We start from the raw sequence: 25,117 nt of genomic DNA on the forward strand, positions 1-25,117 counted from the left end.
CACCAACGTCCTGCGAAGAGGTGCCTCCATGAAGAAGCTGCTCGCCGCGCTCGCGGTCGCGATGGTCCTGGTCGGCGATGCCTGGGCGGCGGACGTCCGCGCCACGCCCGAGGACGCCCAGGAGCTGGTGAAGACCGCGGTCGCCTACCTGAAGAAGCACGGCAAGGACCGGGCGTTCCAGGAGTTCCAGAACCGCAACGGGCCGTTCATCTACAAGGATCTCTACCTGTTCGTGTACGACCTCGAGGGCACGTGCGTGGCGCACGGCGCGGATCCGTCGCGCGTGGGCAAGAACTACATGAACGTCGCCGACGAGGACGGGAAGCTCTACACGAAGGAGTACGTGGAGCTCGCGAAGACCAAGGGCTCGGGCTGGACCCGGTTCAAGTTCAGGAACCCCGCCACCGGCAAGGTCGAGCCGAAGAAGGCCTACACCGAGCGCGTGGGCGACGTGCTGGTGGGCTCGGGCGCGTACACCGCCGACTGACCCCGCCCGGCGCCGGGCCCCGCGGCGGGGTCCGGCGCCGACGCGGCGCTCAGGGGCCGCGCGGCGCGCACTCCTCGAGCAGCTCGGCGACGAGCCGCTCCATCCGCGCGTGGTGCGAGCCGGCCCAGTAGACCCGGTCGCAGGAGGGGCACCGGCGGAACGCGTGGTGCCGCGCCCGCACCGCCGGTGGCACGCGCTCCGCGACGGCCTCCGGCGCGGCCGGCTCGAGCGGCGCGTTGCAGCGCAGGCAGCGCCGGAACGGCGCGACGGCGCGCGCCACGTCCAGCCGCCGGACCACCTCGGCGAGCTGGGCCCGCGGCTCGGTGGCGCGGACCCAGTAGCCGTGGGTCACCACGCGGCGCTTCAGCAGGCCCTGGTCGCGGGTGAGCAGGACGCGGCCCTCGGCCGCCGACACGGCCGCGAGCTCCTCGTCGGCCGCGTCCGATCGCCAGCGCGCGTCGAACCCGAGCATCCGCAGGTGGCGCGCGAGCCGGCCCAGGTGGCCGTCGAGCACGAAGCGCACCTCGCGGAGCGGGGCCGGGCGGACGCGCGCCAGCGGCCCGATGTCCAGCGCCTCGAACACCGGGTAGACGCTCACGCGCGCGCCGTCGCGCAGCGGCCACGAGAAGCCGACCGACTCCCCGTCCGCGAGGACGAGGTCCACCTCGGTGTGCGGCACGCCCAGCGACTCGATCGCGTCCTTGACCGCCGGGTGGCCGAGGAACGCGTGCTCGAACGGCACCCCGCGCCGGTGCGGCGGGAGGAAGTCGTTCAGCTCGGCGTAGAAGCGGAAGGTGGCGCGGCCCATGGCCCGTTCCTCCGAGGCTAGGGCCGGGCCGCGGCCGTGTCGCGGGCACGTGCGGGGACGCCCGAGGGCGCTGGCGGAGCGTCCATCCGTCCGGCGCCCGCGGTGCAGCGGACCGGAGCGGTCGTCATCCGGCGACCCACCTCGAAGCGGTGAACGCACCCAGGGGCGGCCTTCACCGCAGCGGCGGCCGTGGTGCACACTGGCCGCATGCGCGAGAGCCTGATCGCCTTCGCGGTGCTCGCGGTCCTGATGTTCGCAGCGCAGGCGGTGCGGGCCCGAGGGCGCCGGCGCCCCGCCGCGCCGGCCCATGTGCCCTGGAAGCCGGGCCAGCGGCTCGTGCTCCGGACCCCGCCGCGGAACGCGTTCCTGTCGTGCGTCACTGCGCTCGTGCCCGCCGCGCTGGTGGCCGCGCTGATGATCCGGTCCTGGGCCGCCGAGCCGCGCCGCGTCGGGCCGCTGGGCATGGCCGGCGGGGCGGCGGTGGTCCTCCTCCTGCTCGCGGTCGCCGCCTTCCAGCTCGCCTCGGCCGCGCGCGCCCACGTGGTGGTCCACGACACCGGCCTCGAGCGCGTCGGGGTGTTCCGCCGCCTGCTGGTCGGGTGGGGCAGCGTGACGAAGCTCTCGTTCAACGGGGCGCAGCGCTGGTTCCACCTGACCACCGAGCACGGCGCGCACGTGTGGCTGCCGCTCGACGTCGCCGGCATGCCCGAGTTCGCTCGGCTCGCGCTGCGCCGCCTCCCGCGGCAGGTGCTGGAGGCGGACCCGGCGGCGCGCGAGGCGCTGCAGGAGCTGGTCGGCACCGGCGGCGCCCGCCGCTCGCGCAGCGCGATGTGACGCCGGCGCTCGCTCGCCCGGCCTGCCCCGGACGCGCGGCCGCGCCCGAGCGGGCGCGGGCCGTCCCGGCGCCGTCGATTCGGGAATCAGCGGCGCCACCGCCGGGCGGGGCTTGAACCCGCGCGCGCGAACGGGCAGCCTGCTCACCTTCGCTTCGCCCGACGCTCGTTCACTCCGGGTGCCACCTCACGGGGCACACCTCCCAGCCCACCGATCGCACCACACCCACGGCGCCCCGCGCCGCGAGGAGATGTCGACCCATGAGCAGCGCCGTCTACGAACGCATCCGCAACGATCCGAAGTTCCACGAGCTGGAGCGCCGCCGCGGCCGCTTCGCCTGGCTCCTGTCCTCCGTCGTCCTGCTCTTCTTCTACGGCTACATCCTGATGGTCGCGTTCGCCCCGACGACGCTGGCCCGGCCCGTCGCGCAGGGCTCCACGCTCACGGTGGGCATCGCCTTCGAGCTGGCGATGTTCGTCGGCTTCTGGGTGCTGGTGGCCGTCTACGTCCGCCGCGCCAACTCCGAGTTCGACCAGCTCACCGCCCGGATCGTGAAGGACGCGGTGCGCGAGGAGGGCGCGGCCGGCGCGGTGAAGAAGGCCGCCGGCGCGCTCCTGCTGCTCGTGCTCCCCGCGCTCGCGTCCGCCGGCGGCGCGCTGGAGGGCCCGGTCGAGAAGCAGCCGCTCAACGTCCACGCCATCGCGATGTTCCTGGTGTTCGTGGCGCTCACCATGGGCATCACCTACTGGGCGGCGAGCCGCACCCGGTCCACCACCGACTTCTACACCGCGGGCGGCGGCATCACCGGCTTCCAGAACGGCCTCGCCATCGCCGGCGACTACATGTCCGCCGCGACGCTGCTCGGCCTCACGGCGATGGTCTACTCGCAGGGCTACGACGGCTACATCTACATGATCGCCTGGTTCGTCGGCTGGCCGGTGATCCTGTTCCTGATGGCGGAGCGGCTGCGCAACCTGGGCCGCTTCACCTTCGCCGACATCACCTCGTACCGGCTCGACCAGACCAAGGTCCGCTCGCTCGCGGCGGTCTCGTCGCTCACGGTGGTGATCTTCTACCTGATCGCGCAGATGGTCGGCGCCGGCCAGCTCATCAAGCTGCTGTTCGGCCTCCCGTACAACTACGCGGTGGTGGCCGTCGGCACGCTGATGATGGTGTACGTGATCTTCGGCGGGATGCTCGCCACCACCTGGGTCCAGATCATCAAGGCCGGCATGCTGCTCACCGGCGGCACGGTGGTGGTGGTGCTGGCGATGAGCCGGTTCGGGTTCTCGTTCCCCACGCTGGTGCGCGAGGCGGTGGCGCAGTTCGCGGAGGTGACCCGGGCGAAGGCGGCGGACGGCACGCTCGGCGCCGGCAAGAACCTGCTCGCCACCGGCGGCTTCCTGAAGGACCCGGTGAACGCGGTGTCGCTCGGCCTGGGGCTCATGTTCGGGACGGCCGGCCTGCCGCACATCCTGATGCGGTTCTTCACGGTCGGGAACGCCAAGGAGGCCCGCAAGTCGGTGCTCTACGCCTCCGCGTTCGTCGGCTACTTCTTCAACGTGATCTTCGTGATGGGGCTCGCCGCCATCCTGATCGTGGGGAAGGATCCCCAGTTCTTCGAGAAGGGGCTGCTCCCGGCCGCGGGCGTCGCCACCAAGATCGTCGGCGGCAACAACATGGTGGCCATGCACCTCGCCCGCGCGGTGGGCGGCGATCTGCTGCTCGGCTTCCTCGCCGCGGTCGCGTTCGCCACCATCCTGGCGGTGGTCTCCGGCCTGGCGCTCGCCGGCGCCTCCGCCATCTCGCACGACCTCTACGCGCGCGTGCTGAAGAAGGGCAAGGCGTCGGAGGCGAGCGAGATGCGGGTGTCGAAGATCGCCACCATCTGCCTGGGCATCGTGGCCATCGCGCTCGGGATCCTGTTCGAGCAGCAGAACGTGGCGTTCATGGTGGGCGTCGCCTTCGGCATCGCCGCGGCCGCGAACTTCCCGGTGCTGATCCTGTCCATGTACTGGCGCGGGCTCACCACCCGCGGCGCCGTGGCGGGCGGCGTGACCGGCCTCGTCTCGGCGGTGACGCTGGTGTTCCTGTCGAAGTCGGTGTGGGTGAACGTCCTCGGGAACGCGGCGCCCATCTTCCCGTGGGACCAGCCGGCCCTCTTCGCCATGCCGGCCGCGTTCCTGGCCGCGTTCACGTTCTCCAAGCTCGACGGGACCGCGCGCGCGAAGGCGGAGATCGAGGCGTTCGAGGACCAGTACGTCCGCGCGCAGACCGGCTTCGGCGCGGCCACCGCGGCGAAGCACTGACGGCGCAGGGCCCGCGTCCCTCCCCGCGCGCCGCGGGGAGGGACCGGCGCCTCACAGCCGGTACCGGAACGCCACCGCGTCCTGCCAGCCGCGGATGGCGCGGAACGCCTCCTTGAGCCGGGTGCGCTCCACCGGCGAGAGCGCCGACAGCGCCACCTCGTCGCCGGGCGGCCTGCCCTCGGCCAGGTGGCGAAGCTGCAGCCGGAGCCGCAGGCCCACCAGGAACCGGTACGCCTCGGCGACGCTCTCGCGCAGCTCCGGGTCCATCCGGCCGGCCCGCTCGGCCGCGGCCAGCCGCTCGAGGGTCCCGCGCTCCGCCACGGCGCTCTCCAGCGCGTAGCAGCGCGCCAGGAACGCCACCGGCGCCAGGCCATGCTTCTTGAGGTCCACGGTGGAGGACGCGCCGCGCAGGCGCAGCAGCAATGCGGGCGGCGGGTGGAACCGGACCGCCTGCTCCGTCATGCCCCGCAGGAACAGCGGCAGCTCCGCCGCGCCCGCGACCACCTCCTGCAGCGGCGCCACGTCGAGCGCGCCGGCCGCGCGCCGGAAGTCGAGGAAGACGGCGGCCTCGAGGAGCGCCTGCGGCCGCGGCTCGGCCAGCCAGGTGCGGAAGCGCTCGCGCCACTCCGTCATCGGCCCGTTCCAGCGCGTCGCCATGTAGCCGCCCGGGCAGGCCGGGAAGCCGGCGGTGCGCAGGTCCGCCACCACGCGGTCCGCGAGCGCCTGGTACCACCCGCGCGCCGGGAGCCCCTCGTCGGCGAAGACCAGCGCGTTGTCCTGGTCGGTGAGGAGCGTCTGCTCCATCCGGCCCTCGGAGCCGAGCGCGAGCCACGCCCACGGCGCGGGCGCGGGCCCCAGCTCCGCCTCGGCCCAGCGCACCGCGGTGCGGAGCAGCGTGTCGTTGAGCCGGGCCACGAGCTGCGCGATGACCATCGGGTCGAGCCGCGCCCCGAGCAGGCCCGCCACCATGTCCGACACCTGCGCCGCGTAGCCGGCGAGGCGCTCGCGCGAGGCGAGCCGCTCCACGCGCCGCAGCAGCGCCATCGGCCCGTGCCCGGAGACCCGCATCAGGTCGGTGGAGGTGACCACCCCGGCGATCTCGCCCGCCCGGACCACCGGCAGGTGGTGGAGGCCCGCGTCGAGGAGCGCGAGCCACGCCTGGTACACGGGCGTCGCGGCCTCGACCGTCCGCAGCGGGCCCGAGGCGGCGCTCGCCGCCGGCGCGCTCCCGGGGAGCCCCTCGGCCACCACCCGGTTGCGCAGGTCGCGATCGGTGAGGATCGCCGGCGGCTCGGTGCGGAGCAGCACCGACGAGATGCGGTGGTCGCGCATGGTCCGCGCGGCCTCGAGCACCGTCGCGCCGCCCTCGATCCAGACCGCCGGGCCGCGCAGCAGGTCGCCGACCGGGAGCGCCAGGTCGGGCTGGAACGCGGCCACCGGCGACTGCTCGAGGCTGGAGCGGAGCCGCTGGCCCAGGCCGGCCGCGAAGTGGCCCGCGAAGGTGCGGTCGGCGAGCAGCCGCTCGAAGACCTCCTGCGGCAGCCGCCACGCCGCGAGGTCCTCCTCGACCACCACGTCGAGCGCCGCCGCGCCGGTGAGGAGCGAGGTGAACCCGAAGGTCTCGCCCTCCTCGAGCACCTGCACGCTCTGCCCGTGGCGCTCGAGGCGCACGGTCCCGCCGAGGACGATGAAGAGGTGCCGGAGCGGCTCGCCGCCGGCGCGCGCGATCCAGGTGCCGGCGGGGAACGCGCACGGCTCGAGGTGCGCGACCGCGTCCGAGAACAGCGGCTCGGGCAGCCGGTCGAACGGCGGGATCGCGCGCAGGGCGGCGGCGGGGTCCACGCCGAGACCTTGGCACGGCCGCCGCCGGGGGACAACGGCCGGGCTGCGGCACGGCCGCGCAGGAGCGGATCGCGGGCGATCACGATGTGACGGTCGCGGTCACGCCGCGCGCCGGGCCGCGCGCCCGGCCGCGCCGGATCTCGCGCGGTTTCCGCGGCAGGCGCGCGCGCGGCGTCCGGCACGCGCGCTGCAATCTCGAGTCGGCGTCGAATCCACGACGAAGCCGCGGGCCGGACGCCCGCACAAGGAGAGAACATGCGCACCCGGATCTTCCTCGCCCTCGCCGCCGCCACGATGCTCGGGGGCTCCGCCCTCGCCGCCGACCTGCCGCCGAACGCGGGCTCGCACGACGACGTGAACTACGGGGAGGCAACGCACGTCACCCTCACCACGAGCGGCACCGCCGGGACGGGCGCGGTCGCCGCAGGCCCGGCCTACGACGACACCCGCTACCCGGCGCAGGCGCCGGCGCGCGAGCGGCCGGCCCGGCCCGAGGCGGCGCGGATGGCCTGCGCCTGCATGCGGTAAACCCGTCCACGACCTGGAGGAAACGACCATGAAGCTCCGCCACTCGATCCCGCTCGCCGCGGCGCTCGCGCTCGGCGCCGGAGCGGCCCGCGCCGCGCAGACCCCCACCAGCACCGACGAGGCCCGCGAGGCGGTGCGCGCCTCGGTCTCTCGCACCGACCTCACCGCCCGGATGCACGGGCACGCGGTCGAGATGATGAAGGGCAGCGATCACCAGACCGCGTGGGACGCGACCCGCTCCGGCGACGACGGCGAGGTGATGGCCGCCCGCGCCGGGAAGCACGCGGAGGAGATGATGAAGGGGCTCGATCACCAGGCGGCGTGGGACGCGACCGACGCGTGGTGGCGCACCGCGGCCCGCTGAGCGGGGCGTGCCGGCCCCCCCGTGTTGAAGCCACGCGCCCGCGCCGCTATGTGCGCAGCGCCGGGAGCTCGCGGCGCGAGGTGATGGGATGGACGAGCACACGGGGCACCGGGGACACGAGGGGCATCCGGCGGGGCGTCCCGCTCCGCCGCCCCGGCGCACGCCCGCCGAGCCCGGGTACCCTCGGCATCCCGAGCTCCCGGGCGCGCCGGAGCGCGAGCGCCCGCCGGCGCACGCGGAGGGGCGGCACGGGGATCACGCGGCCCACGACCGGCACGAGGGACACAGCGTCGGGATGTTCCGGACCCGGTTCTGGGTCGCGCTCGCCCTCACCGTGCCGACGGTCGTCTGGGGTCACATGCTGCCCTCGGCGACCGGCTGGAATGCCCCGGCCTTCCCGGGCTCGCGCTGGATCCCGCCCGTCTTCGGGATCGTGGTCTTCGCGTACGGCGGGACCCCGTTCCTGGCAGGGGCGCTGCGCGAGCTGCGGGCCCGGCTGCCCGGGATGATGACGCTCATCGCGCTCGCGATCGGGGTCGCGTTCGCGTTCAGTGTCGCCGTGACCGCCGGCTATCCGGGGATGCCGCTCTGGGAGGAGCTCTCCACGCTCGTCACGGTCATGCTCCTCGGCCACTGGATCGAGATGCGCTCGATCTCGCAGGCGGGCGGAGCGCTCCGCGAGCTCGCCCGGCTGCTGCCCTCGGCGGCGGTCCGGGTCGTCGACGGCCGCGAGGAGGAGGTCCCGCTCTCGTCGCTGCGCACCGGCGACACCGTCCTGCTCCGCCCCGGCGCGCGGACCCCAGCCGACGGCCGGGTGCGCTCCGGCGAGAGCAGCGTGGACGAGTCGATGATCACCGGCGAGTCGCGGCCGGTGAGGAAGTGCACGGGCGACGCGGTCATCGCGGGGACCGTCAACGGGGCGGGGTCGCTCCGCGTCGAGGTGACCGGGACGGGCGAGCAGACCGCGCTCGCCGGGATCATGCGGCTCGTGGAGGCGGCGCAGACCTCGCGCTCCCGCGCGCAGGCGCTGGCGGACCGGGCGGCGTTCGCGCTGACGCTGATCGCCGTCGCCGCGGCGGTGATCACGGCCGCCGGCTGGGGGCTCGCGGGCGCGCCGGGCGCCTTCGTGGTGGAGCGCGTCGTGACCGTCCTCGTCATCGCGTGCCCGCACGCGCTCGGCCTGGCGATCCCGCTCGTCGTCGCGATCTCGACCACGCTCGGCGCGCGATCCGGGCTGCTCGTGCGGGACCGGCGCGGCCTCGAGGAGGCGCGCCGCCTCACGACGGTGGTGTTCGACAAGACCGGGACGCTGACGCTCGGCGAGCACCGCGTGGTCGGGGTCCGGGCGGACGGGCTCGGCGAGGCGGAGGCGCTGGCCCTGGCGGCCGCGGTCGAGCGCGACTCCGAGCACCCCGTGGCGCGGGCCATCGTGCGCACCGCCCGCGCCCGAGGGCTCGCGATCCCGGAGGCGCAGGGGTTCGAGGCCATCCCCGGGCACGGCGTTCGCGCCCGGGTGGACGGACGCGAGCGGCTCGTCGGCGGGCCGAACCTGCTCCGCCGGCTGGACCTGACGCCCGCCGCCGGGCTCGAGGCGTTCACGCGCGAGGCGGCGGGACGGGGCCAGGCGGTCGTGTTCCTCGTGGACCGCGGCACCGCGGCCGCGGCGTTCGCCGTCGCCGACGCGGCCCGCCCCGAGTCGGCGGACGCGGTGCGGCGCCTCCACGCCATGGGCCTCGAGGTCGAGATGCTCACCGGCGACTCGCGCGCGGTCGCAGAGGCGGTCGCACGCGAGCTCGGGATCGACACCGTCCACGCGGAGGTCCTCCCGGACCGGAAGGCCGAGGTGATCGAGGCGCTCCGGCGGGGCGGCAAGCGGGTCGCCATGGTGGGGGACGGCGTGAACGACGCGCCGGCGCTCGTGACGGCCGACGTGGGCGTCGCGGTCGGCGCCGGGACCGACGTCGCGGTCGAGGCGGGCGACGTGGTGCTGGTGCGGAGCGACCCGAGGGACGTCCCCCGCATCGTCGCGCTCAGCCGGGCGACGTACCGCAAGATGATCCAGAACCTCTGGTGGGCGGCGGGCTACAACGTCGTCGCGATCCCGCTCGCGGCGGGCGTGCTCGCGCCCTGGGGCATCGTGCTCGCGCCGGCGGTCGGCGCGGTGCTCATGTCCGTCAGCACCATCGTGGTCGCCGCGAACGCGCAGCTCCTCCGGCGCGCGGAGCTGTGATGGCCCTGGCCGCCGGGGGCGAGCGACCCTCCGCCCGCCCCTCGACGGGCTCGGGGCGAGCGGAAGCCCGGGATCCGGATGCGCTACGCGGCGCGCTCGCCCACGTCCGCCCCCGGGCGGAAGTCCTCGGTCGCGCCCGGCTCGATGAAGTCCTCGGGGCGGGTGTCCTCGAGCCGCAGGTGCTCGTACTCGGCGAGGACCGCCTTCGCGCGGTCCAGGCTCCGCGCGAAGAACGGCCCGGCGGCCTCGCCGTCGCGGCGCCCGGCGAGGTAGAGCGACGTGAGCCGCGCCAGCGCCTCGGGGACGCGCCGCGCCGGCACCTTGGCGGCGAGCCGGCCGAAGGTGGCGCCGCCCGCGTCCACGTGACCGCCCAGCAGCACGAAGTACTGCGGCACCGCGCGGCCGCCCAGCTTGCGCGCGCTGCCCTGCAGGCCGATGGCGGCGAGGTGGTGCTGGCTGCAGCCGTTCGGGCACCCGGACATGGCGACGGGCAGCGGCGCCGCCGCGGCGCCCGGCACCGCGCGCCGCACCTCGGCCTCGATCAGGCGCGCGAGCGCGCGGGTGCGCGTCACCGCGAGCCGGCACACGTCGGCGCCCGGGCACGCGACCACGTCGGCCGCGGACCCGGCGCCGTCCCGCCCCAGGCCGGCGGCGGCGAGCCGGGCGTGCAGCGCCGGCACGTCCTCCTCGCGGACCCAGCGGAGGAGCACGTGCCCGCCGCTCGTGAAGCGCACCACGCCGTCGCCGTAGGCCTCGGCCAGCGCGGCGAGCGCCTCGAGCTGCGCCGCGGTCGCGTCCCCCTGCGCGAGCGACGCGGCGACGATCGCGTACCCGGCCTGCCGCTGCGGGAGCACGTTGGTGGCGCGGAACGCCGCGAGCGCGCCCGGGGCCGGCTCGGTGACGATCCGGAGCGCCGGCGGCTCGCCGGGCCCTCGGAGCGGGGCGCCGCGGATCCGCGCGGCGAGGTCGGCGACGGCCGGCGCGGGCGGGCGCGCGGCGGCGGGCGGGTCCTCGACGGGCGGGCGCTCCGGATCGAACGGCAGCGCCGGGGCCCCCTCGGCCCGCACCTGCTCCAGCGCCTCCAGGACGAGCGCGCGGAACGGCTCGAAGCCGAGCGCGCGGACCAGGAACTTGAGCCGGTTCCGGTGCCGGTTCACGCGATCGCCGCGGGCGTGGAACACCCGGATCACCGCCTCGCCCAGCGCGAGGACGTCCGCGGCAGGCAGGAAGTCCACGAGGAGCGCGCCGGCGGTGCAGAGCGACGAGGTCCCGCCGGCCACGGTCACCGCGAAGCCCCGGACGCCGTCGCGCAGCCGGGCGCGGAAGCCGAGGTCCTGGATGGCGGTCGCGACGTGGTCGGCGGCGCAGCCCTCGAACGCCACCTTGAACTTGCGCGGCAGCGAGTGGCCGAGCGGGTGGCGCAGGAAGTGGCGGGTGAACGCCTCCGCGTACGGCGTCACGTCGAAGACCTCGTCCGGCGAGACGCCGGCGCGCGGGCAGGCGAGCACGTTGCGCACCGTGTTGCCGCACGCGCCCGAGGTGGTGATGCCGGCCCCGGCCAGGCGCCGCAGGGCGGGCTCGAGATCGGCGGGGCGGACGTAGTTGAGCTGGAAGTTCTGGCGCGTGGTCACGTGCCCGAAGCCGCGAGAGCAGCGGGTGGCGACGTTCGCGATGGCGCGCAGCTGCGCGCCGGTCACGGCGCCCTGCGGCAGCTTGATGCGCAGCATGTGGACGCCGTCCTGGCGCTGCCCGTAGACGCCCCTGGGGACGCGGTAGGCGCGCCAGGCCTCGGCGTCGAGCTCGCCGCGCTCGAAGCGGCCCAGGGTGTCGAGGAAGGCGGAGATCTCGGCGTCGTCCGCGAAGGAGGCGCGCTCGCGCGCGGCGGGCGGGGGCGTGGAGGTCACTGGGGATCCTTTCAGGCCGGCCGCGCGTCGGCGCGGGCGGCGGCTGCGGGGTGGAGAGCGGCGAGCGGAGGGAGAGGGCGGCGACGGCTCCGATGACGAGCGTGCCGGGGAGGTGGGCGCGATCCGGCGGGAGCGCGAGGCAGGCCAGGTCGGCGAGGCGGCCGCGCCAGGTGTGGGCGAGCTCGCCCGACGCGCCCAGGACGAGCGCCGCGGGCGTGTCGGAGGACCAGCCGCGGGCGCGGAGCCGCGCGGCGATGCCGGCGCGCTCGCCCACGCCCATGAGCACCACCAGCGAGAGCGTGCCCGGCGCGAGGCCGTCGAGCACCGGGCCGTAGGAGGCCTCGGCGTGCCCGGCCACCACCGCGAACGCGGCGGACGTCCCGCGGTGGGTCACCGGGATGCCCGCGAGCGCCGGGGCGGCGACGGCGGACGAGACGCCGGGCACCACCTCGAACGGCACGCCCGCCGCGGCGAGCGCCAGCGCCTCCTCGCCGCCGCGGCCGAACACGAACGGATCGCCGCACTTCAGCCGGACCACGCGCTTGCCGGCGCGGGCGGCCCGCACCAGCAGCCGCTCGATGGCGCGCTGCGAGACGCTGGGGCGCCCGGCGCGCTTCCCCACGTGGAAGCGGTGGGCGGAGGGCGCGAGCGCGAGCACCGCGGGATCGACCAGGGCGTCGTACAGGACCACGTCGGCGGTCCGGAGCCGCTCGGCGCCGCGGCGCGTGAGCAGCCCCGCGTCGCCGGGCCCGGCGCCCACCAGCGAGACGAGGCCGGGCGGGGCGGGCGCCTCGGCCGCCTCGCCGTGGAGCGCGTTCAGGGTCCGGAGCAGGTGCCCGCGCCGCGCCGCGAGCGGCACGCGCGCGGCCTTCCAGCCGGGCCGCGCCGCCTCGGCGGCGTCCACCCAGCCGGCCACCTCGGGCGGGAGCAGCGCGTCCAGCGCCTCCCGGAGCAGCCCCGCCAGCGCCGGGGCGCGCCCGCCGGTGGAGATGGCCACCGTGGCGTCCCCGCGCCGGACCACGCCCGCGGTGTAGGCGGTGGCGTGCTCCGGGTCGTCCACCGCGTTCACCAGGATGCGGCGCGCCTCGGCGGCCCGCGCCACGTCGCGGTTCACCTCCGGCGTCGCGGCGGCCACGGCCAGCCAGGCGCCGTCGAGGTCGCCGCCGCGGAACGGTCGCCGGACGAGCTCCGCCGCGAGCCCGGCGACCGCCTCGCGGATCTCCGGGGCGACCACCTTCACGCGGGCGCCGGCCTCGGCGAGCTGTCGGACGCGGAGCGCCGCCATCGCCCCGCCGCCCACCACCACCACCTCGCGGCCGGCGAGCTTCACGAACAGCGGCACGAGCGGCGCGGTCACAGCACCCCCCAGCGGCGGACGTACTCGAGGAAGACGCGGTACTCCCGGTCGGCGAAGCCGAGCGCGCGGAGGCGCCGCTTCGCGTCCTGCGCCTCGACGTCGCTCGACTCGCCCACCAGGCGCCGGCGCCCGGCGTGGACGGTGAACCCAAGCCGGGCGAGCGCGCGGCCCAGCTCGGCGGCGCGGGGCGCCCCGGCGTCCACGGTGATGCGGGTGACGTGGTCGACCATGGCGCGCCTCACCGCACCGCGAGCCAGTAGGCGTCGAAGACGTGGGTGGACAGCCAGTAGCCGAGCGGGACGTTCACGAGCACGCCCACCGCGAACGCCGCGAACGGGCGCCAGCCGAACCGGGTCAGCTCGCGGAAGCGCGTCGTGAAGCCGATGGAGAGGAACGTCCAGGTGAACGCCCAGCCGCGCAGGTTCTTGAGGGGGCCGATCGCCTCCTTCGAGAAGCGCGTGCCGGCCCCGGCGTCCACCGAGGCGAGGATCACGGTCACCACGAGCGACGCCGCCAGGAAGCCGAGGATGAACTTCGGGAAGCGCCGCCAGATCTCGCCGGTCCCGACCTGCTCCGGCGCGCCGGCGCGCTCGCGGTCCCAGCGGGTCACCGACAGGAACGCCACCACCAGCGCCCAAACGCCCACGAACATGTCGCGGCCCACGACCTTCATGAGCGTGAAGGTCTTCACCGCGCGCTCGTCGCCCAGCGCCGAGGCGGCCGCGAACCCGGCCGCGTCCGCGAACTCGGAGGTGCCGATCCAGGCGCCGGCCACGCCGGGCGCGAGCCCGAGCGCGCGGCAGGCGAACGGCAGCGCGAAGATCATCGCCACCGCCCACAGGATGACCATGGAGATGGCGACCGAGACGTGGGACTTCTCCGCCCGGCACGCGCCGCCGATGGCGATGGCGGCGGACACGCCGCAGATGGAGCCGCCCGCGCCGAGCGTGGCCGCGAAGCGCGGATCGAGCCCGAACAGGCGCGTGGCGGCGAGGTGGATGGTGACGAACGTGGTGACCGCGACCAGGGTGGCCTGCGCGATCGCGAGCGGGCCCGCCTCCAGGATGATGGTGAACGGCAGCGTCGCGCCCATCAGCACGATCCCCACCTTCACGTAGAACTCGGTGCGGAGCGCCGACTGGAACCACGCGGGCAGCGTCACCGCGTTCCCGAGCAGCATCCCCACCGCGAGCGCCAGCAGCGGGGTCTCGAGCTGCCACTGCTTCAGCACGGCGTTCGAGCCGAGCGCGGTCACCACGATGGAGAACGCGAACAGGAGCGCGAACCCGGCCGCGTACCGGGCGACGTCCCAGCCGATCACCAGGGACGCGACGGAGAACGCCACCAGGAACGTCCCGAACAGCGCCAGCGGCGCGAGCGGGTTCGCGCCGACCGCGCCGAGGAGCTTGCCGCCGTCGGACCAGGTCGGGAACGAGAGCGCGGTGGCCGAGACGGCGCGCGCGCCGCCCAGGAAGAACGCGGTGGTGACGGCGAGGACCAGCCCGAGCGCGATCAGGATCGCCCAGGTGTCCTCGCGGCGGTGCCAGGGGAGGGCTGCGGTGACGGCCTTCGACATGGAGGTCTCCATCGGGCGCGGTCACGGGCCGCGCCGGGGGTGAGCGGAAACGAGGGGAGAGGGAGGACGCGCTCGCCGGCGCTCAGCCGCGCATTCGCGCGGTGGGCGCCGGCCGGCGACAGGCGCACCGCGCCTGCCGTGCGCGCGCGTCGATCCGGGGAGCGGGGGAGCGCATGGTGACCGCATCTTGGATGACGGACGTGAATCCTGTCAAGCGGACAACGGATGATTGTCCGGTTTGACGGACGGATCGGGTGGAACGGCGCGAGCCCGGCCGTGGAGCCGGGCTCGCGGGAGGGTGCGTACGGGGGGCGGAGCACGCCGCTCGCCCCGAGCCCGTCGAGGGGCGGGCGGAGGTCGCTCGGCTCGAAGGATCAGAGCGACTTCAGGTACTCCACGAGGTCCTGGCGCTGCGCCGGCGTGAGGCCGAGGCCGAGGTGCTGGTCGTAGTGGTCGACGACGTCGCCGAGCGTCGCGAAGCGGCCGTCGTGGTAGTAGCCGCCCTTCGCGTGGGCCCACAGGCCGCGCAGCGGCGTGGTCCGGTAGCGCCCCTCGGGACCGCGGTTCGCCTGGAAGTCGTCGATCCCGAGCTCGGCCGGCGTGTGCAGGTTCCAGCCCGGCTCCGTGAAGATCGGGGGGACGTGGCAGCTCGCGCACTTCGCCGCGCCGGCGAAGAGCGCGCCGCCGCGGGCGGCCGCCGCCGGATCGAAGCCGCCCTCGGGCGGCGTCGGGGCGTCGAGCGAGAGCTGGTAGGCGTGGAGCGCGGGCAGCTTCGGCGTGACGAGGTCGGGCTGGCCCTCGGGCGGGCGCACGTGCCCGAGGCCGTTCCGCGCGGCGATCGGGTACTTCGTCGCGTCGTCGAGGCGCGGGTCGAAGAACGTGCCCTGCCCGTGCATCTCGAGGCTCGCGACGAACGCGTTCCAGTAGGTGACCTGTCCCCAGCCGGTGAACGTGTGGAGGTTCACGCCGGCCAGGCCGAACGCCGGCGGGATGAGGGTGGCCGCGGTCTTGCCGTCCGGCCGGAAGCCCTTCCCGTCGAGGAACACGGTCGCGTCGAACCTGCCCGGCCCCCACGCCCCGAGCACCGAGCGCAGCGCCGGCACGTCCACGCCGAGCAGGTCCGCCACGGGCTGGAGGTTCGGCGACAGGCCCACGATCGCGCCGACGTCCAGGTCGCGGTTGGGCCAGCCGTCGAGCCGGCGGCCCACGCCGGGCGCGAGCGCGTCGTCCACGGTGGAGTGGCAGAGCGCGCAGGTGATGCCGACCGAGCGGAGCGCGCCGTCCTCCACCTTCGCCTTCACGCCCACCACCGCGTCGCGCGCGAGCAGGTCCAGCGTGACGCGCGGGTCCTCCAGGTTCACCTGGCCGGCGCGGAGCGCGTCCACCGTCTCGCGAGGGAGCGCGTCGAGGTCCACCTTCAGGCCGGCGCCGAGCGCCTGGAGCGGGGTGAGCGTCGCGATGGGCTCGTGCAGGCGCAGCACGCCGCTCCAGAACGCCTCGTCGCCGAAGGTGTCGTAGCGGAACACCTGCCGGCCCTCCGCGATGGACGCCTTCGGCCCGCCCCTCGGCGTCGCGAGCGCCGCGGTAGCGAGGGTGAAGACGACGATGGCACCACCGCCCAGCAGCCAGGCGGCCGTTCCTGCGTTCACGCGTCGAGGCATCTCGCTCCTCCGGTTCCGGTCCAGGCATCCGATGCGCGGGCGCTGCGGCGCGTTTCGGCGGGCTTCATCCGGGCCGTTCGACACGGCGCGTGTCGCACGGGGGCGGCGGCGGGTGTCGGAACCCGGGATGACCGCGAACGCACTGCGTGGAGCCGCCGGGGTGGCGCTCGCCCTGGCGCTGGCCGCCGCCGGGCCGGCGCGCGCCGGGGAGGCCGCGAAGGAGGCCGGGGACGAGAGGCCGCGCGACGCGCCCGCCGAGCCTCGCCCGAACCTCGAGCCGACGCCGCCCGACCTCGACTTCGATCTCCTGGGACGGCCCGCGAAGCAGGCCGATCCGCGCGTCCAGCGCCAGCTCGAGCGGCGCCGCCTGATGCTCAGGCTGCACCCCGCGATCGGCCTCGCCACCTGGGCCGCGCTGGCCGCCACCACGGTGGTCGGCCAGCTCGACTTCGACGACCGCTTCCGCGGCGGGGGCGACACCGGGCGCTACCACGCCTGGCATCGCGGGCTCGCCTACGGCACGAGCGCGCTGTTCCTCTCGACCGCGCTCCTCGGCGTGCTCGCCCCGAAGCCGCTCGCGGAGCCGGTCCGGCTCGACACCGCGCTCCTGCACAAGCTCGCCATGGGCGCGGCCACGGCCGGCATGGTCACGCAGATCGTGCTCGGCATCGTGGCGCGGCGGCGGGCGGGCAGCCTCTCCGAGCGCGACCTGGCGGCGGTGCACCAGGGCGTGGGGTACGCGACGCTCGGCGCGATGACGATCGGGGTGACGGTGCTGCTGTTCTGAGCGGCTGCGCCTGCTCCGCGGCGCCGGTCAGCCGCGCTTCTCGATCAGCACCGAGGTCTGCGCGGAGCCGCGGGGCAGGCCGCTGATGGCGCGGAGCTGGCGCACGGCCTCCTCGCCCTTCTCGAGCTTCTTCGCGGCGGCGTCCTTCAGCGCCGGCCACGGCACCGGCGCCTTGGTGCACACCGCGAAGATGCGCGCCGGGCCGGCCTGCCCGTCGAGGACCGCCGTGGTGGGCAGCACGTGCGGCTCGGCCGGGTGGATGAGCTCCTCGGACGCCTTGTCGCCCTTCGGCGGATAGAGCCGCGCGATGTTCCCGCTGGGATCGACGGAGAGGATCCACAGGCAGCAGGGCGAGCTGGGGTGCACCTCGAAGCGGAGGGCCGCGGACGCCGGGACGCGCTCGCCGTCGGCCACCGGCGCCGCGCGCGCGGCGTCCTGCACGAACACCGACAGCTCCACCGTGGGCGCCGGGCGCAGGCGCACCAGGAGGAACAGCGCCACCGCGGCGGCCGCGGCGAGCGGGACGGCGAACCGCAGCCAGCGCAGGCGCGGCGCCGCTCGCGGGCCCGGCGCATCCCACCCCGGCGCGTTCCGCACGGACGCGACCACCGCGTCCACGGTCGCCGGGTACACCTCGCGCGCGAACGCCTCGCCCTGGGCGCGCGCATCTCCGCGAGCCGCTCCTGGCAGGCCGGGCACGCGGTCACGTGCGCCGCGTCCGCGCCGTCGGGCGCGAGCAGCAGGGCTTCCAGCCTCAGGTCGGACGGGCAGGCCGTCATCCCTCACCTCGGGCCAGGAACTGGCGCGCGGACTCGACGAAGCGGTCGAGGCGACGGCTCACGGTGCGCCGGGAGATCCCGAGCGCCCGCGCCAGCTCCTCGTGCTCCATCCCGTCCACGAACACCCCCACCGCGACAGCCTGCGTCACCTCGTCGAACCGCGACAGCACCCGCTGCGCCACCAGTCGCTGCGGCTCGGCCGCCGCCCCCGCCGCCGCGCGCGCCGGGGCGAGCTCCAGGGACTGCTCCCCGTGGCGCCGCGCGTTGCGCAGGAGGTTGAGGCAGTGGTTGGTGGCCACCCGGTAGATCCAGTGGAGCACCGCCTCCGGCTCGGTCGAGGGGGTCCAGTGCCGCAGGAGCTGCACGAACACGTCCTGGGTCGCGTCGCGGGCCAGCTCGCGATCGCGGAGCAGCCGCAGGCAACGTCGGTACACCGCCGGCCCGTAGGTCCGGTAGAGCCGGGCAGCCGCCTGCTCGTCCATCGGCACCGCACGTTCCTAACGACACCCGCGAACCGGCGCGTGGGTCCCGGAGCGGCGGGCCCAACGGGGGTACGCGCACCTCGGGTGCGCGGTGTCCCCGGCGGCGCACGCCGGGTGTCTCGACGGCATGATCGCCGCGCTCGCCGTCTCGATCCTCGCCGCACTCGCCCCATCGGCCTCGCCCGCTGGAGCGGCCCCGCGCACCTTCGCCGTCGGCCCTGCCAGCACGCTGGGGTACCGGCTCGTCCACAAGTTCCACGAGGTGAACGGGCTGTCCCGCGCGGTGGAGGGGAGGGCGCGGGTGCTGCCGGACGGGACGGTGCAGGTGATGATCCGCGCGCCGCTCGACTCCTTCCACTCGGGGAACTCGAACCGCGACGCGCACATGCTCGAGGTCACCGGCGCGGCGCGGCAGCCGTACGTCGTCTTCAAGGGCGTCGGCCACCTCGACGCGCCGGACCGCTACCCGGCGGACCTGCGGATCGCGCTGCGCGGCGAGCTGACGCTCAAGTCGCCGCGGCCGGTGGAGGTGGCGGCCGCCGTGCACTTCGACGCGCCCGATCGCGCCCGCGTCGAGGCGAGCTTCCCGGTGAGCCTGGACGACCACCAGGTCGAGCGGCCGGAGCTGCTGTTCGTGAAGGTGGACGACCGCGTGGACATCGACGCGCGGCTCGAGCTGGAGGGCGAGCCATGAGCGTCACCCGCCGTCAGTTCCTCTGCCGCGCCCTGGCCGGCGGCGCAGGGGCCGCCGCCGCCGCGGCGCTGCCCGCCTGCGCGCCCGACACCTCGCCCGCCCCGCTGGTGGACGTCCCCGCGCCGGTGAACGGGCGGCTCACGCTCGCGCTGTCGCGCTACCCGGCGCTCGCGCGGCCCGGGGGCGCCGTGCGGGCGCGCGCGCCGGGGCTCGCCGACCCGGTGCTCGTGGTCCACGCGGCCGACGGCACGTTCGCGGCCATGTCGAGCACCTGCACGCACCAGGGCTGCCCGGTGGGCTTCGAGGCCGGCGAGGTGGTCTGCCCGTGCCACGCCTCCACCTTCGACCTGCAGGGCCGCGTCACGCGCCCGCCCGCGGTGCAGGGGCTGACGCCGTACGCTGCGTTCCACGACCCGGCGCTCGACGAGGTGGCGGTGGACCTCGTCGCCGGCGATCCGGGGTTCCCGCGCTGGGACGACGGCGCGGTGGCGTTCCCGCTCGCCGACTTCCCGCAGCTCGCGGCCGCGGGAGGCTCGGTGGTCGGGCGCCCGGGCGGCGCGCCCCGGCCGCTCGCGCTCGTCGTGGTGGCGCTCGCGGGCGGGGCGTACGCCGCGCTCGACGCGATCTGCACGCACCTCGGCTGCACCGTCGGCTGGGACGCGGGGCGCGGGCTGGTGATCTGCCCGTGCCACGACTCGCGCTACGCGCTCGACGGCAGCGTGCAGCAGGGCCCGGCCACGCGCGCGCTCGGGACGTACGACGTCACCGCCGATGCCCTGGCGGTGACGGTGCACGTCCCGGCGTGAGCGCGTCTCGTCGGGCCCGGGGGGCTCAGGGGCCCGAGAGCGGCACGACGATGTCCCCGGGGGCGCCGCGCGCGCCCTGGTGGACGTGGGCCGAGGTCGGGCTGGTGAGGCCCGCGGCGATCACGAACCCGCCCACCTCGCCGCCGCCGCCGTCGTCGAGCGCGAGCAGCCCGGCCCCGAGCCCGGCGGAGGTCACCGGCGGGGTCTCCTGCGCGCCGTCCAGCGAGGCGATGCGGATCGGGCCGCCGCGCTCGAGCTGGCCGCGGATCTCGCCGGCCGGGTTCGCGGTGGTGTGCACGTTGTAGTAGAGCCCGCCCGCGTCGAAGGCGGCCCGCTGCTCGGCGGTGAGCGGGTCCGCGTCGTCGCGCACCACCCACAGCCCGGGCCGCCCGAACAGCGGGACGATGACGCCGCCGGAGGCGCCCCGCGCGGCCTGGTGGACGTGCGCGGCGGACTCGGCGGTGAGCTTCCGGGAGATCACGAAGCCGCCCGGCCGGCCGGTCGCGTCGTCCACCACGAGCAGGCCGGCGCCGAAGCCGCCGGAGGTCGTGGCCGGGACCTCCTGCGCGCCGTCGAGCGCGGCGAGGCGCGCGGTGCCGCGGTGGTCGAGCTGGCCGCGGATCTCGCCGCCGGCGTGGGCGGGGGTGTGGACGTTCACGAACAGCGTGCCCGCCTCGAACGCGTCGCGCTGGGCCGCGGTGAGCGGCGCCGCGCCGTCCGGCACCACCCACACCTCGGGGCCGCCGGCCAGCGGGACGATGATCTCGCCCGGCGCGCCGCGCGCCCCGAGGTGCACGTGGGCGGCGTTCGCGGTGGGGACCCCCGAGGTCACCACCAGGCCGCGCATGCGGAGCGTGCCGGGATCGACGGTGAAGGCCGCGGCGCCGAACGCGTTCGTGAGCACCGGCGGCGTCTCCTGCGCGCCGTCCAGCGTGGCGATCCGCAGCGCGCCGCCCAGGTCGAGCTGGCCGCGGAGCTCGCCGCCGGCGTGGGCGGCGGTGTGCGCGTTGTAGAACAGCTCGCCTGCGGTGAACGCGGCCTGCCCGGCGGCGCTCAGCGCCGGCGCGGACTCGGGGACCACCCACAGCGCGGCGGCGCCCGCGTCGCCGCCGCCATCCCCGCCGCCGCCACCTCCCCCGCCGTCGCCGTAGCCGCCGCCCCCTCCGCCGCCTCCGCCTCCGTAACCACCGCCCCCGCAGGCGGCGAGCAGGAGCGAGGCGAGCAGCGCAGCGTGCGACGGCGATCGAAGCAACACGTGTCCCATGGTTCGAGTCCTCCCTGGCGCGAGATCGGCCGCCCGGACTGACACCGATCCTTCGCGCCGGGTGACGCACCGCCTTGGGGCGGCGGGCGCGGACTAGGGGACGTCGAAGGCGCTGCGGAACGCGTCCGGCACGTGGACCACGCGGCGCGCCGCGTAGTCGAAGAAGACGATGCCGGTCTTGGCCCGGGCGATCTCCTTGCCGCTCGCCGCGTCGGACAGCCGGTAGAGGAGGTCGCAGCCGCGCGACCCCAGGTCCGCGACGGCGACGTCCACGCGCAGCGTCATCCCCCAGGCGCCCTCGGCCCGGTAGACCACGGCCGCGTCCACCATCAGGATGCCCGGCCCGCCCACGTCGAGCTCGGTCCAGCCGTGGCGGGCGAACAGCCGGACGCGCGCCTCGTGCACGAGCGAGAGCACCGCGTCGTTGCCGAGGTGCCCGCCGTAGTTCACGTCGCCGATGCGGACCGGCAGCTCGGTGGAGAAGGCGAAGGTGTCGGGCAGCTCGACGTGGACGCGGGGCAGGGGCGGCTCCTCGGGCGCGGGGCGGCGGCGAGGGTATCACCGCGCCCGCGCGCGGCGCACGGACGGGCGCCCGCCGGTCGCGTTGCCGCGACGCGCCGGGGCCGCGCCCCGGGTGGCGCACGCCGCGACCGCGCCGCGCACGAACGCGACCGCCGTGCGCGCCACGGCGGCAGGCGGAGCCCCGCCCTTGAGCTGGCGGATCGCGTCCGCCACGCAGGCGGCCACCAGCCTGGCCACGGCGGGCTCGTCCTGCACGCCCAGCGCGGCGAGCGCGGGCTGCACGAGGGCGTAGACCTGAGCGTGCGTCGCGGCCACGGTGCGGGCCAGCTCGGGTCCAGGCCGGACCGCGCCGCCGCCCAGGGCGGCGCCGACCCGGTGCTTTCCGCCGGCGAACATCTCGAGCTGGACGCGCACGAACGCGCCGAGGCGATCGAGGGGGGCCGCGTGGCGCTCCAGCTCGGCGCGCACCTCGGCGAGCCACGCAGGCAGCTCGGCGTCGACGAGCGCGGCGAGCAGGTGGTCGCGCGAGGGGAAGTACTCGTACACGCTCGGGCGCGCCAGGCCGGCCAGATCCGCCACGGCCCCGAAGGCGAGCGCGTCCGGCCCCCGCTCGAGCAGGATGGCGCGCGCGGCGTCGAGGAGCCGGGCGCGCCGTGCCGCGCGGTGCTCGCGGACGGTGGGCGCGGAGATGCGGGGCATCGACCGCAGCTTGACTTCCCGACGCACGGTTGGCAACGTTGCCGACGCAATGTCGGCAAAACTCCGTCGCCTCCTGCGCGCGCTCGCCGCGCGACGCGGCCGGGCCATCGCGCTCGCCGCGGCGGTCCTGGCCGCCGCGTGCTCCGCGGCGCTGGCCGTGCGCCCGCCGCCCGTGGCGGTGGCCCGGGTCCGGCGCATGGGCCTGCGCGAGACCGTGGTCGCGAGCGGGCGGGTCCTGGCCGCCGCGCGGGCAGAGCTGGGCGTCCCGCTGGCGGGGGTGGTCCGGGCGGTCCACGTCGATCGCGGCGCGCGGGTCCGCGCGGGCGAGGTGCTGCTCGAGCTGGACGACGGCGCGCTCGCCGCCACGCTCGAGGAGCGTCGCGCCGCGCTCGGCGCCGCGGAGGCGCGGGTGGCGCAGCTCGCGACGACCTCGGCGGCCTCGGCGACGGCCGGCCTGGGCGAGGCGGACGCGGCGCTCCGGCGCGCCGAGACCGAGCTGCGGCGCGCCGAGGCGCTCCGCGCGGAGGAGGCGATCGCGCCGGCCGCGCTGGAGGACGCGGCGCTCGCGGCGGATCGCGCCAGGAGCCGCCGCGCCACCGCGCTCGCGGCGCAGCAGGACGTGCGGGGGGCCGAGCTCCGGCTGGCGCGCGCGCGCGCCGCGGAGGCGGCAGCGGCGGTGCGCACCGCCGAGGCCCGGCTGCGGGAGGCGCGGATCCGGGCGCCGGCGGACGGGCTCGTGCTCGAGCGGCGGGCGGAGCCGGGGGACGTGGTCACGGCCGGGCGCGCGCTGCTGGTGATGGCGGCGGACGGGGAGGCGCGGGTTGCGGTGGAGCTGGACGAGCGCCACCTGGCGCGGGCCCGGCCCGGGCAGTCCGCCCGCGTCACCGCCGACGCGTGGCCGGACGTGGTGCTCGGCGGCGTGGTCGCGTCGGTGGGCCCGGGCGTGGACGCGGCGCGGGGGACGAGCGAGGTCCGGCTCCGGGTCCCGGACCCGCCGCGCGGCCTGGTGCCGGACCAGACCGTCTCGGTGGAGATCGAGACCGGCGCGCGCCCGGACGCGCTGGCCATCCCACCGGAGGGCCTGCGCGAGGCGCCGGACGGCTCGACCTGGTGCGCCGTCGTCCGCGGCGGGCGCCTGGAACGCGCGGCGGTGCACGCCGGGCTGCGCGGCGCGCGCGCGGTCGAGGTGACGGGCGGGCTCGTCGAGGGCGAGGCGGTGGCGACCGGGGCCGTGGAGGCGCTGCTCGGCCAGCGGGTGCGCCCGCGCGAGGAGCGCTGATGCGCCTCGACCTGTTCCTCGCGCTCCGCTTCCTGCGGGAGGGCCGCGCCCAGACCGCGCTCATCGTGGGCGGCACCGCGGTCGGCGTGGCGGTGTTCTTCTTCCTGAACGCGCTGGTGGCCGCGGTCGAGCGCGGGATGGTGGCGCAGACCCTGGATGCGCTCCCGCACGTGGTGCTGCGCCCTCGCCCCGAGGCTCCCCGCACGCCGCCCTCGCCGGACGGCGCCGCGGCGGTGAGCCACGTGCAGCGCGCGCCCCAGCGCCTGCGCGCCGTGGACCAGTGGCAGGCGGTGGCGCGCGAGGTCTCGGCGGCGCCGGGCGTGCGGGCGGTGGCGGCGGTCGCGTCGGGTCCGGCCATGGCGTCGAGGGGTGAGGCGAGCCGCTCGGTGAGCCTCATCGGCGTGGACCCGGAGGCCTACCGGCGCGTGCTGGTGGCGCTGCCGGGCCGCGTGGTCGAGGGGGACCTGAGGCTCGGGCCGTCCGAGGTGGTGGTGGGCATCGAGCTGGCGGAGGAGCTGGGCCTCTCCCGCGGCGACACGCTGCGCGTCGCCACCGCCGCCGGCGCGCGCGCGTTCGTCGTGGCAGGCCTGTTCGATCTCGGGACCCGCGACCAGAACCTCCGCTGGGTGCTCACGGCCTACCGGAGCGCGCAGGCGCTGCACGCGCTGCCCGGCGCGAGCGCGCTCGAGGTCCGGCTCGACGACGCGTGGGCGGCGGCGGAGGTCGCCGATCGCCTCCGGCGGCGGACCGGTCTGCGGGTGGAGAGCTGGATGGACCTGAACGGGAGGTTGCTCGCGGCGCTCCGGTCCCAGCGCGGCTCCACCCGCGCCATCCAGGCGTTCGTGGGGCTCGCCGCGGTCGCCGGCATCGCCAGCGTGCTGGTGGTGTCGGTGGTGCAGCGACAGCGCCAGATCGGGATCCTCCGCGCCATGGGGCTCTCGCGAGGCGGCGTCCAGCGGCTGTTCCTGGTGCAGGGGGCGGTCATCGGGCTGCTGGGCGCGGCGGCGGGCGTGGCCATCGGGTCCGTGCTGGCGCTCGTGTTCGAGACCAGCGCCCGCCACCCCGACGGCACGCCGCTCTACCCGGTGCAGCTGTCGCCGGCGCTGTACGCGGCCTCGGCGCTGCTGGCGCTCGGGGCCGGCCTCGCCGCCGCGTTCACGCCCGCCCGGCGCGCCGCGCGGCTCGATCCGGCGGAGGCGATCCGCCGTGACTGAGCCCGGACCCGCGCTCGCCTTGCACGGGGTGAGCCGGGCGTTCGGCGGTTCGGTCGTCACGCCCGTCCTCCACGGCATCGACCTCGCGATCGACGCGGGCGAGCTGACCGCCGTCGTCGGCCCCTCGGGCTCCGGCAAGAGCACGCTCCTCAACGTCATGGGGCTGCTCGACCGGCCCACCACCGGCCGGGTGGAGGTGTTCGGCCGCGACACGGGCGCGCTCGACGAGGACGCGCTCACCGCGCTGCGCGGCGGGACGATCGGCTTCGTGTTCCAGTCGCACCACCTGCTGCCGGCGCTCACCGCGGCCGAGAACGTCGCCGTCCCGCTCGCCATCGCGCACGGGCGGCTCCTGCCCGAGCACGTGGCGCGCGCGGAGGAGCTCCTCGGGACGCTCGGGCTGGCCGGGCACGCCCGCGTGCGTGCGGGCGCGCTCTCCGGCGGGCAGCAGCAGCGCGTCGCGCTGGCGCGCGCGCTCGTCCGGCGGCCGGCGGTGGTGCTCGCCGACGAGCCCACCGGCAACCTCGACTCCGCCGCGGCCGATGCCGCCTTCGAGCGGATGCGCGCCATGAACGAGCAGCTCGGCGTGGCGTTCCTGGTCGTCACGCACGACGCGCGCCTGGCGGGCCGCTGCCGGCGCGTGATCCGCCTGCTGGACGGGCGGGTGGTGGAGGATCTGCGGAGGGGGTGA

At 76.5% G+C, this 25,117-nt stretch carries 23 protein-coding genes and 1 pseudogene; 12 read left to right on the forward strand and 12 right to left on the reverse strand.

All coding sequences use genetic code 11. The features are described 5' to 3' along the window. Window positions 1-28: 28 nt before the first annotated feature. On the forward strand, window positions 29-487 hold the full coding sequence (locus ACOQFB_RS04525; protein ID WP_059437077.1) for a cache domain-containing protein: 459 nt from the start codon (window positions 29-31) through the stop codon (window positions 485-487). A gap of 49 nt (window positions 488-536) precedes the next feature. Here ACOQFB_RS04525 and ACOQFB_RS04530 read toward each other — a convergent pair whose 3' ends face one another. Next, entirely contained in the window at window positions 537-1,295 is a 759-nt protein-coding gene (locus tag ACOQFB_RS04530; protein ID WP_421608777.1) for a Mut7-C RNAse domain-containing protein, read from the reverse strand. Between the two features lie 207 nt (window positions 1,296-1,502). Here ACOQFB_RS04530 and ACOQFB_RS04535 point away from each other — a divergent pair, with 207 nt between their 5' ends. Both ACOQFB_RS04535 and actP read left to right on the forward strand, forming a co-directional pair. Beyond that, window positions 1,503-2,129: a PH domain-containing protein gene (locus tag ACOQFB_RS04535; protein WP_421608778.1), complete on the forward strand. Its 627-nt coding sequence runs from the start codon at window positions 1,503-1,505 to the stop codon at window positions 2,127-2,129. A 260-nt stretch (window positions 2,130-2,389) separates the two neighbouring features. After that, on the forward strand, window positions 2,390-4,438 hold the full coding sequence (gene actP / locus ACOQFB_RS04540) for a cation/acetate symporter ActP (RefSeq protein ID WP_421608779.1): 2,049 nt from the start codon (window positions 2,390-2,392) through the stop codon (window positions 4,436-4,438). 51 nt (window positions 4,439-4,489) lie between these two features. Here actP and ACOQFB_RS04545 read toward each other — a convergent pair whose 3' ends face one another. Then, window positions 4,490-6,280 carry a DUF294 nucleotidyltransferase-like domain-containing protein gene (locus tag ACOQFB_RS04545; protein ID WP_421608780.1) on the reverse strand — a complete coding sequence of 597 codons (1,791 nt, stop codon included), beginning with the start codon at window positions 6,278-6,280 and terminating at the stop codon, window positions 4,490-4,492. Window positions 6,281-6,535: 255 nt separating this feature from the next. Between ACOQFB_RS04545 and ACOQFB_RS04550 the strand changes: the two genes are divergently transcribed. From ACOQFB_RS04550 to ACOQFB_RS04560, 3 genes are all read left to right on the forward strand, one after another. Next, a complete protein-coding gene (locus ACOQFB_RS04550) occupies window positions 6,536-6,808 on the forward strand; it encodes a hypothetical protein (protein WP_421608781.1) in 273 nt (90 codons plus the stop codon). A 28-nt stretch (window positions 6,809-6,836) separates the two neighbouring features. Continuing rightward, entirely contained in the window at window positions 6,837-7,172 is a 336-nt protein-coding gene (locus tag ACOQFB_RS04555) for a hypothetical protein (protein ID WP_421608782.1), read from the forward strand. Between the two features lie 295 nt (window positions 7,173-7,467). Then, a complete protein-coding gene (locus ACOQFB_RS04560; RefSeq protein WP_421608783.1) occupies window positions 7,468-9,402 on the forward strand; it encodes a heavy metal translocating P-type ATPase in 1,935 nt (644 codons plus the stop codon). Window positions 9,403-9,485: 83 nt separating this feature from the next. Here ACOQFB_RS04560 and ACOQFB_RS04565 read toward each other — a convergent pair whose 3' ends face one another. The 5 genes and pseudogenes from ACOQFB_RS04565 to ACOQFB_RS04585 form a co-directional block, all read right to left on the reverse strand. Continuing rightward, window positions 9,486-11,306: a nitrite/sulfite reductase gene (locus tag ACOQFB_RS04565; RefSeq protein ID WP_421608784.1), complete on the reverse strand. Its 1,821-nt coding sequence runs from the start codon at window positions 11,304-11,306 to the stop codon at window positions 9,486-9,488. A 127-nt stretch (window positions 11,307-11,433) separates the two neighbouring features. Beyond that, window positions 11,434-12,591 (reverse strand): annotated as a pseudogene (gene cobA, locus ACOQFB_RS04570) (uroporphyrinogen-III C-methyltransferase); the annotation flags it as partial. Between the two features lie 68 nt (window positions 12,592-12,659). Next, entirely contained in the window at window positions 12,660-12,893 is a 234-nt protein-coding gene (locus tag ACOQFB_RS04575) for a hypothetical protein (RefSeq protein WP_059437086.1), read from the reverse strand. Window positions 12,894-12,901: 8 nt separating this feature from the next. After that, window positions 12,902-14,239 carry a YeiH family protein gene (locus ACOQFB_RS04580; RefSeq protein WP_421608786.1) on the reverse strand — a complete coding sequence of 446 codons (1,338 nt, stop codon included), beginning with the start codon at window positions 14,237-14,239 and terminating at the stop codon, window positions 12,902-12,904. A 374-nt stretch (window positions 14,240-14,613) separates the two neighbouring features. Continuing rightward, window positions 14,614-15,888: a c-type cytochrome gene (locus ACOQFB_RS04585; RefSeq protein WP_494492474.1), complete on the reverse strand. Its 1,275-nt coding sequence runs from the start codon at window positions 15,886-15,888 to the stop codon at window positions 14,614-14,616. Between the two features lie 139 nt (window positions 15,889-16,027). Between ACOQFB_RS04585 and ACOQFB_RS04590 the strand changes: the two genes are divergently transcribed. Then, the gene (locus tag ACOQFB_RS04590; RefSeq protein ID WP_059437088.1) at window positions 16,028-16,687 is read left to right on the forward strand and encodes a hypothetical protein; all 660 of its coding nucleotides are present in this window, start codon (window positions 16,028-16,030) and stop codon (window positions 16,685-16,687) included. A gap of 27 nt (window positions 16,688-16,714) precedes the next feature. Here ACOQFB_RS04590 and ACOQFB_RS04595 read toward each other — a convergent pair whose 3' ends face one another. Further along, window positions 16,715-17,320, reverse strand: coding sequence for a DUF4384 domain-containing protein (locus ACOQFB_RS04595; RefSeq protein ID WP_494492475.1), 606 nt, complete (start codon window positions 17,318-17,320; stop codon window positions 16,715-16,717). Between the two features lie 142 nt (window positions 17,321-17,462). Further along, a complete protein-coding gene (locus tag ACOQFB_RS04600; protein ID WP_059437090.1) occupies window positions 17,463-17,948 on the reverse strand; it encodes an RNA polymerase sigma factor in 486 nt (161 codons plus the stop codon). Window positions 17,949-18,075: 127 nt separating this feature from the next. Here ACOQFB_RS04600 and ACOQFB_RS04605 point away from each other — a divergent pair, with 127 nt between their 5' ends. Beyond that, window positions 18,076-18,642, forward strand: a complete 567-nt coding sequence (locus ACOQFB_RS04605) for a YceI family protein (RefSeq protein ID WP_059437091.1) — start codon at window positions 18,076-18,078, stop codon at window positions 18,640-18,642. Next, a complete protein-coding gene (locus ACOQFB_RS04610; RefSeq protein WP_421608789.1) occupies window positions 18,639-19,448 on the forward strand; it encodes a Rieske 2Fe-2S domain-containing protein in 810 nt (269 codons plus the stop codon). Before ACOQFB_RS04605 ends, ACOQFB_RS04610 begins: the two co-directional genes overlap by 4 nt. Before the next feature lie 25 nt (window positions 19,449-19,473). Here ACOQFB_RS04610 and ACOQFB_RS04615 read toward each other — a convergent pair whose 3' ends face one another. From ACOQFB_RS04615 to ACOQFB_RS04625, 3 genes are all read right to left on the reverse strand, one after another. Next, window positions 19,474-20,712: a CHRD domain-containing protein gene (locus tag ACOQFB_RS04615; RefSeq protein WP_421608790.1), complete on the reverse strand. Its 1,239-nt coding sequence runs from the start codon at window positions 20,710-20,712 to the stop codon at window positions 19,474-19,476. A 93-nt stretch (window positions 20,713-20,805) separates the two neighbouring features. Then, the gene (locus tag ACOQFB_RS04620; RefSeq protein WP_202813224.1) at window positions 20,806-21,162 is read right to left on the reverse strand and encodes an acyl-CoA thioesterase; all 357 of its coding nucleotides are present in this window, start codon (window positions 21,160-21,162) and stop codon (window positions 20,806-20,808) included. A 108-nt stretch (window positions 21,163-21,270) separates the two neighbouring features. After that, the gene (locus tag ACOQFB_RS04625) at window positions 21,271-21,933 is read right to left on the reverse strand and encodes a TetR/AcrR family transcriptional regulator (RefSeq protein ID WP_421608791.1); all 663 of its coding nucleotides are present in this window, start codon (window positions 21,931-21,933) and stop codon (window positions 21,271-21,273) included. A 49-nt stretch (window positions 21,934-21,982) separates the two neighbouring features. On the opposite strand from ACOQFB_RS04625, the gene ACOQFB_RS04630 reads away from it, so the two are divergent. The 3 genes from ACOQFB_RS04630 to ACOQFB_RS04640 are packed head-to-tail and all read left to right on the forward strand — an operon-like array spanning window position 21,983 to window position 25,117. Continuing rightward, the gene (locus ACOQFB_RS04630; RefSeq protein WP_421608792.1) at window positions 21,983-23,212 is read left to right on the forward strand and encodes an efflux RND transporter periplasmic adaptor subunit; all 1,230 of its coding nucleotides are present in this window, start codon (window positions 21,983-21,985) and stop codon (window positions 23,210-23,212) included. Continuing rightward, window positions 23,212-24,426: an ABC transporter permease gene (locus tag ACOQFB_RS04635; RefSeq protein WP_421608793.1), complete on the forward strand. Its 1,215-nt coding sequence runs from the start codon at window positions 23,212-23,214 to the stop codon at window positions 24,424-24,426. The genes ACOQFB_RS04630 and ACOQFB_RS04635 overlap by 1 nt, the downstream gene beginning before the upstream one ends. Next, window positions 24,419-25,117, forward strand: a complete 699-nt coding sequence (locus ACOQFB_RS04640; RefSeq protein WP_059438564.1) for an ABC transporter ATP-binding protein — start codon at window positions 24,419-24,421, stop codon at window positions 25,115-25,117. Before ACOQFB_RS04635 ends, ACOQFB_RS04640 begins: the two co-directional genes overlap by 8 nt.

This window comes from Anaeromyxobacter sp. Red801 (assembly GCF_049201065.2).
In the GTDB taxonomy this organism is placed as follows: Bacteria; Myxococcota; Myxococcia; order Myxococcales; family Anaeromyxobacteraceae; genus Anaeromyxobacter.